The following is a 12,688-nucleotide window of genomic DNA, read 5'->3' on the forward strand; positions in this document are numbered from 1 at the left end:
TGCCTGCCAACAATGATTAGTGAATCTAAACCGTTGTTGAGGTTGGGCGTCGCCGGCCTGCCGTGCCGGTTTTTTTGTCGCCGCTGGCTGAATCGTTCCACCTGAACGCGTCGCCGGCGACATCTTTGCTTACTTTTCAGGTGAGCATTTTTGAACGCGCGGGGGCATTTCGCACCGTGCTGGTGGAGGAGTACGTAATGAACGAAAAACAGGGTTGTTCCTGTGCGCACCATTTGGTGCAGGGTTTCACCAGGCAGTCGGTGAGTGCCGGGGAGGGTGAAATCTATCAAATCTCGCTGATGAGCGCGTTAATCAGTGGCGTTTACGAAGGCGAAGTGACCATTGCCGACTTGCTGCGGCACGGCAACTTTGGCCTGGGCACTTTCAACCACCTTGATGGCGAATTGATCGCCTTTGATGATGAAATTCATCAGTTGCGCGCCGACGGCAGCGCTCGGCCGGCCAGCCATGATCAGAAAACCCCCTTTGCCGTTGTCACCTTTTTCCAACCGAGCGTTACCCAAAGCTTCGATCGTCCTATTACCAAAGCGCAGTTGCATCAGTGCATCGATGAGCAGGTGGCTTCGCCGAACCTGTTCTGCGCGGTGCGCGTCGACGGTGTATTCAGCCATGTGGAAACCCGCACCGTGCCGCGTCAGGAGCGGCCCTATCGCCCGATGCTGGAGGCAATCGAGGAGCAACCGACCTTTGCCTTTCTCAAGCGGCAGGGAACCCTGGTTGGCTTCCGCTCGCCGGACTATATGCAGGGAATCGGCGTAGCCGGCTATCACGAACACTTTGTTACCGACGATCGCAGCGGCGGCGGCCACGTGCTGGATTACCAGCTCGACCAGGGGCGCCTGCAATTTGGCGTGATCACCCGTCTCAATCTTCAATTGCCGCATGATGCGGATTTTCTGCGCGCCGACCTCTGCCCAGAGGATTTGGACCGCGCGATTCGTTCTGCCGAGGGTTAATTCCGCGACAGCCGTTGGTATATTTTCAGGAGGTGTGTTCCATGAACAAGGCAAAAACAGACAATAACTGGGCCTGCGGCGCAGATTTAGTGGTGAAAAATCTGGAAGCGCAAGGCGTCAAATACGTGTTCGGCATTCCGGGGGCGAAAATCGACCGGGTATTCGATTCGCTGGAAGACGCGCCGTCGATAGAAACGGTGGTGGTGCGGCACGAGGCCAACGCGGCGTTTATGGCGGCGGCGGTGGGGCGGCTGACCGGCAAGGCGGGGGTAGCGCTGGTTACCTCCGGGCCAGGCAGTTCCAACCTGATCACCGGGCTGGCGACCGCCACCTCGGAAGGGGATGCGGTGGTGGCGATTGGCGGGGCGGTGAAGCGCGCCGATAACCTCAAACAGACCCACCAGAGCATGGATACCGTCAGCATGTTCCGGCCGGTGACCAAATATTGCGCCGAAGTGCATGCCGGCGTGGCGATTTCCGAAGTGATCGCCAATGCCTTCCGCCATGCCGAGTTCGGCCGGCCTGGGGCGTCGTTCATCAGTTTACCGATGGATATCGTTAATGAGCCGGTCAGTGCGCCGGTGCTGGCGGGTTGCCGCCTGCCACGCATGGGGGCTGCCGCCGCCGATGACATTCGCACGGCGGTAACATTGATCCAGCAGGCGAAGTGCCCGGTGCTGCTGCTTGGCTTGCAGGCCAGCCGCCCGGAAAACAGCGAGGCGGTGCGTCATTTGCTGCACCGCACCCATATGCCGGTGGTGGGGACCTATCAGGCGGCGGGGGTGATCGACGTTAATCATTTCGCCCGGTTTGCCGGCCGCGTCGGGTTGTTCAACAACCAGCCGGCCGATCAACTGTTGCAGAAAGCCGATCTGGTGGTCAGCGTCGGCTACGGCCCGATCGAATACGATCCCTGCATGTGGAACAGCCAGGGCAGACTGAAGCTGGTGCATATCGACGTGCTGCCGGCGGATATAGATACCTGTTACCGCCCGGACGTGGAGCTGGTGGGCAATATCAGCGCGACCCTCGACATGATGACCGAAGCCTTCGGCGGTGTGGTGAGCGTGCCGGCAGACGTTGAGCTGATCCTCAGCGATCTCGGGCGGCAACGCACCGAGTTGGCCGAACGCGCCGCACGCCGTGGGGGCATGCCGATCCATCCGCTGCGTATCGTGAAAGAGCTGCAGGATATCGTCAGCGACGACGTAACGCTGTGCGTGGATATGGGCAGTTTTCACATCTGGATCGCGCGCTATCTCTATAGCTTCCGTGCAAGACAACTGCTGATCTCCAACGGCCAGCAGACCATGGGGGTAGCGCTGCCGTGGGCGATTGGCGCGGCGCTGGTGCGCCCGGGGGACAAAGTGGTATCGATCTCCGGCGACGGCGGTTTCATGCAGTCGAGCATGGAGCTGGAAACCGCGGTGCGGCTGAAAAATAACATCGTGCACGTGATTTGGGTGGATAACGCCTACAACATGGTGGAAATGCAGGAGGTGAGTAAGTACCGCCGCAAATCCGGCGTGGAATTTGGCCCGATCGATTTTAAAGCCTATGCGGAATCCTGCGGCGCGGTGGGGTTTGCCGTGCAGTCGGTAGAAGACCTGCGGCCGATGCTGCGCAAAGCGATGGACATTGAGGGGCCGGTGGTGGTGGCGATCCCGGTCGACTATGCCGACAACTACAAACTGATGGCGCAGATGAACTTCAGCCAGATGATTTAATTTCATTATGTCGGTTAACCACGGGGAGCGGCCTTTGCGGCGCACCCCGTTTTTTATGCTCGAAATTTGTGCTTTACAACCCTAACTGCATGATTTATTGGTATCCGTCGGGTCCGTTTTCTCTACCCTATGCATGTCGAGTTACGGCCAGGCGACGGGTATAACCACTGGGGATGGCAGGATGAAAAGAAAAGCGATAACAATGACGCTGGGATTGTTGGCTCTGGCGACGATGGGCGGCGCATGCGCCAGTACGCTGGTTTATTGTTCCGAAAGCTCGCCTGAAGGGTTCAACCCGCAGCTGTTCACCTCGGGCCCTACCGTAGACGCCAGTTCTGCGACGATTTACAACCGGCTGGTGGATTTCAAAACCGGCACCGTCGAGCTGCAACCCAGCCTGGCGGAACGCTGGGAAGTGAGCGAGGACGGCAAGCAGTATACTTTCCATCTGCGCAAGGGCGTGAAATTCCAGAGTAACAAGTATTTTACGCCAACCCGCGATTTCAACGCCGACGACGTGATCTTCTCCTTCATGCGGCAAAAAGACGCCAATAATCCGTATCACAAGGTCTCCAACGGCGCTTACACCAACTTCGAATCCATGGAGTTCGGCACGCTGATCGACAAGATTGTCAAAGTGGACGACAACACAGTGCGCTTCGAGCTTTCGCGCGCCGAAGCGCCGTTCGTGGCCGATCTCGGCATGTATTTCGCCACCATTTTATCGGCGGAATATGCCGATGCGATGCTGAAGGCCGGCACGCCGCAGCGGGTGGATAACGATCCGATCGGTACCGGGCCGTTCCAACTGGTGCAGTATCAAAAAGACGCGAAGATCCTCTACAAAGCGTTCGACCACTACTGGGAGGGCAAGCCTGAGATTGACCGCCTGGTGTTCTCGATAACCCCGGACGCCGCGGTGCGCTATGCCAAACTGCAAAAAAATGAATGCCAGGTGATGCCATTCCCCAACCCGGCGGATTTGGCGAGGATGCGGCAGGACCCGAACATTCGGGTGATGGAGAAATCCGGGTTGAATATCGGCTTCCTGGCGTTTAATACCCGGAAAAAACCGCTGGATAACGTCAAGGTGCGCCAGGCGCTGGCGATGGCGGTGAATAAACCGGCGATTATCGAAGCGGTGTTCCACGGCGCGGGCCAACAGGCGAAGAACCTGCTGCCGCCGACCCAGTGGGGCAGCAACGACAAGATTGAGGATTACCCGTATGCGCCGGAGAAAGCCAGGCAACTGCTGCAGGAAGCCGGTTTGGGCCAGGGTTTTGCGATTGACCTGTGGGCGATGCCGGTGCAGCGGCCTTACAACCCTAACGCCAAACGCATGGCGGAGATGATCCAGTCCGATTGGGCGAAGATTGGCGTGAAGGCTAAAATTGTCACTTTCGAGTGGGGCGAGTACTTGCAGCGGCTCAAAAATGGCGAACACCAGACCGCGTTGGTAGGGTGGACTACCGCCAACGGCGATCCGGATAACTTCTTCGGCCCGTTGTTTACCTGCGTTTCGGCCAACGGCGGTTCAAACTCGGCCAAATGGTGCTATCCGCCGTTTGATAAGCTGATCCTGCAGGCGCGTGAAGAGAACGATCACGCCAAACGGGTGGCGATGTATGAGCAGGCGCAGGTGATGATGCATGAACAGATGCCGGCGTTGATGATTGCCCACTCGACCATTTTTGAACCGGTGCGCAAGGAAGTGAAAGGCTACGAGATCGACCCGTTCGGCAAGCACATCTTCAAACAGGTATCGCTGGAGAAATAATAAAAAAAGGGGGCTGCGCGGCAGCCCCCGGTCTTTCTCAACACCTATCAGAAATGCGTGTTGATGCTCATATAATAAGTGCGGCCCGGTTCGTTGTAGGTTGCAGCACCCGCTCCGGCGATGTTGATGGCACCGGTGTTGGGATCGCCAACGTTTTGCGCGTTGCCGGCACGGAACTGGCGTTTGTCGAACAGGTTGTCGATACCGGCGGTGACGCTGACGTTTTTGGTGACGTCATAGGTCGCGCTGGCACCGACGATGGCGTAAGGGCTGACCTCGCGGGTTTCGCTGCCGGTCGCCGGTTTACCCTGATAATTGTACTTCTTCGGCTTCTGACGGCCATACCAGGTCAGGGTCGATTGCATTGACAGTTCCTGGGTCGCCTGCCAGCTCAGCGTCGAGTTGATCGTGAATTTAGGGATCACCGACAGATAATCGCCGGTGCTCTTGTTCTTGTTCTCGATCATGTAGGTGGCGTTGTTGCTCCAGGAAATGCTCTCGCTGACCGGTACGTTCAGTGTACCTTCCAGGCCCTGAACGACCGCTTTCGGCACATTCTCCCACTGATAAACCGCCGTACCCGTGCTGCTGGTGGCGATTTTGCTGTTGCCCGCTTCGATCTTGTTGCGGTAATCGTTGCGGAAGTAGGTCACCCCGGCCAGCCAGCCTTCATTATGGAACTCCAGCCCGATCTCTTTATTGATGCTGTTTTCCGCCTTCAGGTCGTCGTTGCCGAGCAGGTAGCAGCCATTTTTGGTATCGCTGGCCGCACAACCTTGCCCCTTGCTGTACAGCAAATAGTTTTGGTTGGTCTGGAACAGCGTCGGCGCTTTATAGGCGCGGGCGATGCCCATTTTCAGCGTAAAGTTGTCGCCCAATTCCTGCGACAGGTTCAACGCCGGACTCCAGTTGTTGCCCGCTTCGGAGTGCAAGTCGTAACGCAGGCCAGGCGTCAGCATAGTGCTGTCGGTCAGCTCGATATTGTCTTCGGCGAACAGCGAGAAGATATTCGCCGAAGCGTAAGGGCTGCGGGTACCGGTCTCTGTACCTGGGATGGTTCCGCCCATCAACGTTTGGCTGGTTGACGTGCCATCCTTCATGCGCTGCTGGTTCCACTCGGTGCCCAGAGTGGCGGTTTGCGTGACGCCCAATTCAAACGGCACGCTGACTTCGCTGTGCGCCAGAAAATCGTCCAGTTTGGTGGTGCCGAAGCCTTCATTTTTCGTGTCGAAAATACCTTCGGTGCCGCCGGCCAAACCTTCGTTCAGACGCGTATTACGCGTGCGCTCGAACCGAATGTAATTGTTGGTGCTGACTCCGTTGTCCCAGGCGCCGCGATGGTTCAGGCCGAAGGTTTCGCGGTAGATGCGGTTGGTCTCTTCGCCGTAGTTGCTTTGCACCAGCGCGTTGGTGTTGGTGTTCTGCGTGTCGCCTGCGTACAGGTTGCCCTGGCGACCGTAGGAATATTCAAACTCCAGCGACTGCAAGTGAGCGAAATCCCAGTGCAGCAGGGCGTCGATGTTTTTGTCGACCACCCCTTCGCGCCCAGAGGGAATGCTGCTGGCATAAGCACCTACGCGTTCGGATTTGTGCGATTCGTTAATATCCCAGGCATCTGCCTGCGTTTTGCTGTAGCCGCCGAACAGGCGGAAGCTCAATTGGTCGTTCAGCGGCCCGGACAGGCTGAAATCTGTGCGTTTGGTGGAGCCTTCCTGCTTATGCTGCGGCACGTTGAAATAGGTATTCAGCGAGCCGTGCAAATCTTTGGTGCTCTTTTTAGTGATGATATTGACCACACCGCCGGCGGCGCCGTTGCCATAGCGTGCAGCCGCGGGGCCGCGCAGCACTTCGATGCGTTCGATCATCTCTGGCGGCACCCAGGCGGTATCGCCGCGGGTGTCACGTTCGCCGCGCCAACCCTGGCGCACCGAGTTGCGGCTGCTGGCCGGGATGCCGTCGATCAGAATCAGGGTATTTTCCGGGCCCATGCCGCGAATATCGATCTGGCGATTGTTGCCGCGCTGGCCGCTGGTGGAGTTGCCGGTCAGGTTAACGCCGGGCATGGTGCGGATCAGTTCGCTGATATCGCGCGCCGGAGGGCGTTTTTTGATTTCGTCGGCGGTGATGGTGGACACCCCCGGCGCTTGCAGGTTCTGCCTGGCTGCGGTGACGACAATGGTGTCCTCGGCGGCTTCTTTTTTGCTTTTGGCGGCGGTATCGGTTTCTGCGGTGGTATCAGTTTGCTGTGCGGCGTGCGCAAAGGCGGACGCGCCTAACCCTAACCCGATGAGTGTGGCTAAGGAATAACGTGAGAGTTTGTGATTCATGTGAGTATTCCTACCTTGCTGCCTTTCCCGGGGCACCGAAGCGGTAGCTCTCCGGCTATAAGAAAGGCGGTTGTAGTTTTTTGTTTTCGGAAATAGAAACCCAATCGGCCGAGACGCAACGGCATTGGATTCAGCGCTAAAAAGCGGTATCCGTCCCTGTTGAAGAATACCTGCTCTGTTTACGAGCCTTAACACACTATTGCAAACGCAAATAATTATCAATAGTATTCGGTTTACCGTTTTTAGGCAGCGCCTCGCGCCGCGAATGTGCCGGCGTTCTTGAAGCTGCCAGCTAAAAGTGAATAGGCGTTTTGAAAACAAAATCCGAGTCAGAAAGCAGCAGATTATTATCGAGCAAGCACGCCGGGCGTCATGGATGGTGGTTGAATATCGCCAAACGCGGCACGCCACTGGTGGAGCTGCAAGACGATGGGCGAGGGAAGGTCACATTTTTATGGCGCGATCCTCAGGGATGTGAGCTCACTTCAGCCTATCAACGCGTCTGGATCCACATCAACTGCCTCACCGATCATCATCAGGCGTCGCCACCGCAGAGCTTGCAACGGCTGGAAGGTACCGACGTCTGGTATTGGCAAACCGAGCTGAGCGCCGACTGGCGCGGCAGTTACTGCTTTATACCCTGCATGGACGATCGGCCACTGACGCTCAGTGATAACGATGCGCATGCCAATATGCATTCGGTCCGTCACTGGTGGCATCAGGTGTTTGCCAGCGCCACCCATGACCTGCTTAACCCTTATCGATCCTGGCCCGGTGCCAACGGCAACGTCCTGTCCGGCCTGCATATGCCGGCGGCGCTGCCGCAGCCGGCCTGGCAGGATTTCGATCGCTATGCGTCGGCCTGCGGGCGCTGTACCCCGGCTCCGCCGGCCAGGCTGCAACGCCACAGCTGGCACAGTGCGCGGCTGGGCAATACCCGTAACGTTTGGGTTTACACCACCGGCGACAGCAACCCGGCGCAGCGGCCGCTGGCCCTGCTGCTGGACGGCCAGTTCTGGTCGAACAATATGCCGGTCTGGGATCCGCTGATGCAACTGACTCGTGAGGGCAAACTGCCGGAGGCGGTTTATCTGTTGATTGACGCCATCGATCAAAAACAGCGTGCGCATGAGTTGGCCTGCAATGAAGATTTTTGGCTGGCGGTGCAGGAAGAACTGCTGCCGCAATTGGCTGAATGGGCACCGCATAACGGCAACCCTGCAAGCACGCTGGTGTGTGGCCAGAGCTTCGGCGGGCTGTCCTCGCTGTATGCCGGCCTCCACTGGCCGCAGCGTTTTGGCGGCGTGATTGCTCAGTCCGGCTCTTTCTGGTGGCCGCGTCGCGACATGTATCAACAATCTGCCGTGCCGGCCGATGCCGGTTGGTTGCTGCAACAGGCCGAACAGGGCGTTGGCCGCAAGGGCGGATTGAAGGTGTTTATGGAAGCCGGCACCCACGAACAGGTGGCGCACAGGGTGAATGACCGGATGGCGGATGTGTTGCGTGATGCCGGCCATCAGGTGCAATACCGGGTGGTGGAAGGCGGGCACGACTCCCTGTGCTGGCGCGGTGGGTTGATCGACGGGCTTCAGGCGTTATGGGCGGATCAGTCCGCTGCGCCATTCGCCAAGCTAACTTTCAAAGCCGAAGGAGTCCGTGATGGAAACTCAGAACCCGTTCGATGATGAGCACCAAGTTTGCCTGATTCTGCAAAACGATGAGCAGCAATACAGCCTGTGGCCTGATTTCAGCGCAGTACCGGCGGGGTGGACGCCGGTTTTCGGCCCGGCGGCACGCTCGCTGTGCGTGAGCTGGCTGGAACAGCATTGGCAGGATATGCGGCCCGCATCACTGCGTAAGGCGTGATGGCGCCATTACCGTTAACAGGAGTCAGTCCCTTGTCAGACCCTATTTTATTACCGACCGAAGAGCAGTCTGCCACTGAATTGCCGCTGGTCGCCGCGCAACCTGGCATCTGGGTTGCCGATCAAATCTCGCCGTACGCAAATGCCTACGCGGTTTCCCACTATATCGAGCTCAGCGGCCCACTGAACGAAGCGCTGCTGTTGCAGGCGATTGCGCAGGGGGTGTCCGAAGTCGACACGCTCAAGCTCCGCTTTGAAGAGCGGGACGGGGTGCCGATACAGTGGCATGACGCCGAACTGGCGATCCTGCCGGTGGAATACATTGATCTCAGTGAGTCTCCCGATGCCGCTGCGGCGGCGTGTGCACTCATGCAGCTGGATATGTCCGGTGATTTGCGCATCGGCAGCGGCAATGCACTGTACCGCCATATGCTGATCCGCCTGTCGGACCGGCGTTGGTTCTGGTATCAGCGTTATCACCATATTCTGGTCGATGGCTTCAGTTTTACCGCCATTGCCCGCAGAATCGCCCATATTTACAGCCGCATACTGAACAATGAACAGCCCGATTCTACGCCGTTTACCCCGTTCAGCGAGGTGGTGGCGGAATATCAGCGCTACCAGCAGTCGGCAACCTGCCAGCGTGACGCCGCTTTTTGGCTGAACAAGGCGCAGCAACTGCCGGCGCCGGCGACGCTTTGCCCTCAGCCGCTGGCCGGACAGACGCCAACCACCCGCATCCACCGGTTATCGCAGCTGTGCGATCGCCAGGATTTTGCCCAACTGGTGAGCGCCAGCCGGCAGCAGTTCAGCGTGGCGGATATGGCGTTGGCGCTGGTGGCGCTGTGGGTGTCTCGCCTGAGCGGCCACGGCAGCTTCAGCGCCGGTTTTATCTTTATGCGCCGCACCGGCTCTGCTGCGCTGTGCGCCAACGGACCGGTGATCAACGTATTACCGATCGAAATGCACCTCGATCCCCAGGCCACGCTGTGCGAGATCGCCGGCGGTATCGGTCGTGAATTGAAAACCGTCCGTCGTCATCAGCGTTACGAGGCCGAACAGATCCAGCGTGATTTGGGGCGGATTGGCGATGCCCAGCCGCTGTACGGCACCGTTTTCAACTTTAAAATGTTCGATTTCCAGCTGGATTTCGGCGGTATCGAAGGCATTACTCACGAGCTGGCGTCGGGGCCGGTACGGGATCTGGAGATCGCGCTGTATCTCGACGAGGCCGGCACGCTGAAGGTGGATCTGCTGGCCAATGCCGAACGTTATCAGCGCGATGAGCTGGCGGCGCATTTACAGCGCCTGCCGCTGTTGCTGCGTCAGTTTGCCGCCCAGCCGCAAATGCCGATTGGCGAAGCCGATTTGCTGACCGAACAGGACCGCCAATTGCTGACCCGGGTTAACGACACCGCTCATCCGGTGGCGGCGCAAACCCTCAGTGGCCTGCTGGCCGAACAGGCGCAGAAAACCCCGGACGCCCCGGCGCTGGCGGACGCGCAATACCGGTTCAGCTATCGCGAAACCCGCGAACAGGTCACCGCACTGGCGCGACAACTGACGGTACAGGGTGTACGGCCCGGCGATATCGTTGCCGTTGCGCTGCCGCGCTCGGTGTTTCTGTCGCTGGCGCTGATGGCGATTGTCGAGGCGGGGGCCGCCTACTTGCCGCTGGACACCGGCTACCCTGACGAACGTCTCGGTATGATGCTGGAAGATGCCGCACCGCGACTGATCATCACCGAACCTACCCAGCAGGCGCGTTTTGCCGGCAAGGGAGAGATCCTGCTGTTTGATGCGCCTCTGGCCGCCGACTGCGCGGCAGAGGTGGAGCTCAACGGGCCAACGCCGCATCATCCGGCTTACATCATCTTTACTTCCGGTTCTACCGGGCGGCCGAAAGGCGTGCTGGTGGGGCATCAGGCGATCGTCAACCGTTTGCTGTGGATGCAGCATCAGTATCCACTGGCGGCGAACGATGTGGTGCTGCAGAAAACGCCATGCAGCTTTGACGTCTCGGTGTGGGAGTTTTTCTGGCCGTTGATGGTGGGGGCCCAGTTGGTGATGGCGCCGCCGGAAGCGCACCGCGATCCGCAACAGCTGTTGGCGTTGATTGACCAGCATCGGGTTACCACGCTGCATTTCGTACCTTCGATGCTGGCGGCCTTTGTCGGCGCGCTGGACAATCCGCCGGCGGTGGCCTGCTGTGCGCCGTTGCGGCAGGTGTTCTGCAGCGGCGAAGCGCTGCCGGCTGAGCTGTGCCGCCTGTGGCAAAGCCGCACCGGCGTACCCTTGCATAACCTGTACGGCCCGACCGAAGCGGCGGTGGATGTCAGCTGGCACCCGGCCTGGGGCGAGGCGCTGGCGGCAGTCACCGGTGCCAATGTACCTATCGGCCTGCCGGTGTGGAATACCGGGCTGCGCATCCTGGATGGGCGTCTGCGGCCGGTGCCGCCAGGCGTGGCCGGCGATTTGTATCTTACCGGTGTGCAGTTGGCGCAGGGTTATCTTGGCCGGCCGGAACTGACCGCCAGCCGTTTTGTGGCCGATCCGGAAGGCAACGGCGGGCGGATGTATCGTACCGGCGACGTTGCGCGCTGGCTGCCGGGGGGGGAAGTGGAATACCTCGGCCGTAGCGACGATCAGCTAAAAATTCGTGGTCAGCGCATTGAACTTAGCGAAATAGACCATGCGTTGCTGTCGCTGCCGGGCATTAAGCAGGCGGTGACTCATGCGCTGGTGCTGGACAATACGCCAACCGACCCTGGCGGCGGCGATGCCCGCCAACTGGTGGGCTACCTGGTGGCCCAGCCCGGCGTGCGCCTGGATCTCGACGGCCTGCGTGCCGCGTTGGGCGATCGCCTGCCGCCGCACATGGTGCCGGTGGCGCTGGTCGAGATGGATTCTCTGCCGCTGAGCGCTAACGGCAAGCTGGATCGCAAAGCGCTGCCGCAGCCGCAAAACGGCGTCAGGGCTGAGGGTCGTGAACCTGAACCCGGGCTGGAGACGGCGATCGCTGCGGTGTTCGCGCGCTTGCTGCAACGCGAAACCGTATTTGCCGACGATGATTTCTTCGCTCTCGGCGGCCACTCGCTGCTGGCCATGCGGCTGGCGGCGGAGCTGCGGCGCGAGTTGGGCAAGGCGGTTTCGGTAGGGCAGGTGATGGTCGCTTCCCGGGTGGAGCAGCTGGCGCAACTGCTAACGCAAGAGCGCACGCAGGAAGAAGCAGACCAAACCGGTTTCGACAGCGTATTGCCGCTGCGTACCACTGATGGCCCGACGTTGTTCTGCCTGCATCCGGCTTCCGGATTCTCTTGGCAATTCAGCGTGCTGCCGCGTTATATCGATCAACATTGGTCACTGGTGGGCATTCAGTCGCCACGTCCGAATGGCCCGTTGGCGCTCAGCGAGAATATGGATCAGGTTTGCGAGGCGCATCTGGCGACGGTATTGCAGGTCCAGCCAGAGGGTCCTTACCACTTTATCGGTTATTCGCTGGGTGGCACGCTGGCGCAGGGTATCGCCGCCCGGCTACAGGCGCGGGGCGAAGAGGTGGCCTTCCTCGGCTTGCTGGATACCTATCCGCCGGAAACGCAAAACTGGGACGTGATGCTGGATGACAATGTACTGAAAGAAGTGCAGCGCGAACGCCAGCAGTTCCTGGCGGTATCTGAAGATGCGCTGGATCCGGCTCTGGGCGAAACTCGCGTGGCGATGTTCGATAATATCGAAGCCAACTACGCCGACTCGGTGCGTTTGCTTTCCGCGACTCATACTGCGAATTTCAGCGGGCAGGCGACGCTGTTTGTCGCGCGTCAGACGTTGCAGGAAGGGATGGACGTGCAGCAGACCTGGTCGCAATATGTGGACGCGCTGCAGGTTCATGAACTGGACTGCGCTCATGTGGATATCGTGTCACCGACGTCGTTCAAGGTATTGGGGCCGTTGTTGAACCGCATTCTAAGAGCGCTGTAATACCCGTCGTCTTTCAAGCTGTAGCGTTGACAAGGCC

The 12,688-nt window shown here is 59.3% G+C and carries 7 protein-coding genes; 6 read left to right on the plus strand and 1 reads right to left on the minus strand.

Annotated elements, in window-relative coordinates:
* Positions 1-197: 197 nt before the first annotated feature.
* The 3 genes from budA to QZQ97_RS00235 all read left to right on the plus strand — a co-directional run bounded on the left by budA (position 198) and on the right by QZQ97_RS00235 (position 4,481).
* Positions 198-977, plus strand: coding sequence for an acetolactate decarboxylase (budA, locus tag QZQ97_RS00225; RefSeq protein WP_311991742.1), 780 nt, complete (start codon positions 198-200; stop codon positions 975-977).
* 41 nt (positions 978-1,018) lie between these two features.
* Positions 1,019-2,704 carry an acetolactate synthase AlsS gene (gene alsS / locus QZQ97_RS00230; protein WP_311991743.1) on the plus strand — a complete coding sequence of 562 codons (1,686 nt, stop codon included), beginning with the start codon at positions 1,019-1,021 and terminating at the stop codon, positions 2,702-2,704.
* Positions 2,705-2,885: 181 nt separating this feature from the next.
* The gene (locus QZQ97_RS00235; protein WP_311991744.1) at positions 2,886-4,481 is read left to right on the plus strand and encodes an ABC transporter substrate-binding protein; all 1,596 of its coding nucleotides are present in this window, start codon (positions 2,886-2,888) and stop codon (positions 4,479-4,481) included.
* Between the two features lie 47 nt (positions 4,482-4,528).
* Here the strand turns inward: QZQ97_RS00235 and QZQ97_RS00240 are convergent, their stop codons facing one another.
* Positions 4,529-6,808: a TonB-dependent siderophore receptor gene (locus QZQ97_RS00240; protein WP_311991745.1), complete on the minus strand. Its 2,280-nt coding sequence runs from the start codon at positions 6,806-6,808 to the stop codon at positions 4,529-4,531.
* Between the two features lie 311 nt (positions 6,809-7,119).
* On the opposite strand from QZQ97_RS00240, the gene fes reads away from it, so the two are divergent.
* From fes to QZQ97_RS00255, 3 genes are read left to right on the plus strand one after another with little or no spacing between them, the layout of a single operon-like run.
* Positions 7,120-8,493 (plus strand): enterochelin esterase, encoded by a 1,374-nt coding sequence (gene fes, locus QZQ97_RS00245; RefSeq protein ID WP_311991746.1) that lies wholly within the window; start codon positions 7,120-7,122, stop codon positions 8,491-8,493.
* Entirely contained in the window at positions 8,468-8,674 is a 207-nt protein-coding gene (locus tag QZQ97_RS00250; protein ID WP_311991747.1) for an MbtH family protein, read from the plus strand. Before fes ends, QZQ97_RS00250 begins: the two co-directional genes overlap by 26 nt.
* A gap of 32 nt (positions 8,675-8,706) precedes the next feature.
* On the plus strand, positions 8,707-12,651 hold the full coding sequence (locus QZQ97_RS00255) for an enterobactin synthase subunit F (protein ID WP_311991748.1): 3,945 nt from the start codon (positions 8,707-8,709) through the stop codon (positions 12,649-12,651).
* Positions 12,652-12,688 lie beyond the last annotated feature (37 nt).

This window comes from Serratia sp. root2 (assembly GCF_031931805.1).
In the GTDB taxonomy this organism is placed as follows: Bacteria; Pseudomonadota; Gammaproteobacteria; order Enterobacterales; family Enterobacteriaceae; genus Serratia; species Serratia inhibens.

Bases quoted from the DNA above. Each gene is read 5' to 3' on its own strand.
- budA (WP_311991742.1), top strand. From the start codon at position 198: ATGAACGAAAAACAGGGTTGTTCCTGTGCGCACCATTTGGTGCAGGGT.
- QZQ97_RS00250 (WP_311991747.1), top strand. From the start codon at position 8,468: ATGGAAACTCAGAACCCGTTCGATGATGAGCACCAAGTTTGCCTGATT.
- alsS (WP_311991743.1), top strand. From the start codon at position 1,019: ATGAACAAGGCAAAAACAGACAATAACTGGGCCTGCGGCGCAGATTTA.
- QZQ97_RS00235 (WP_311991744.1), top strand. From the start codon at position 2,886: ATGAAAAGAAAAGCGATAACAATGACGCTGGGATTGTTGGCTCTGGCG.
- QZQ97_RS00240 (WP_311991745.1), bottom strand. From the start codon at position 6,808: ATGAATCACAAACTCTCACGTTATTCCTTAGCCACACTCATCGGGTTA.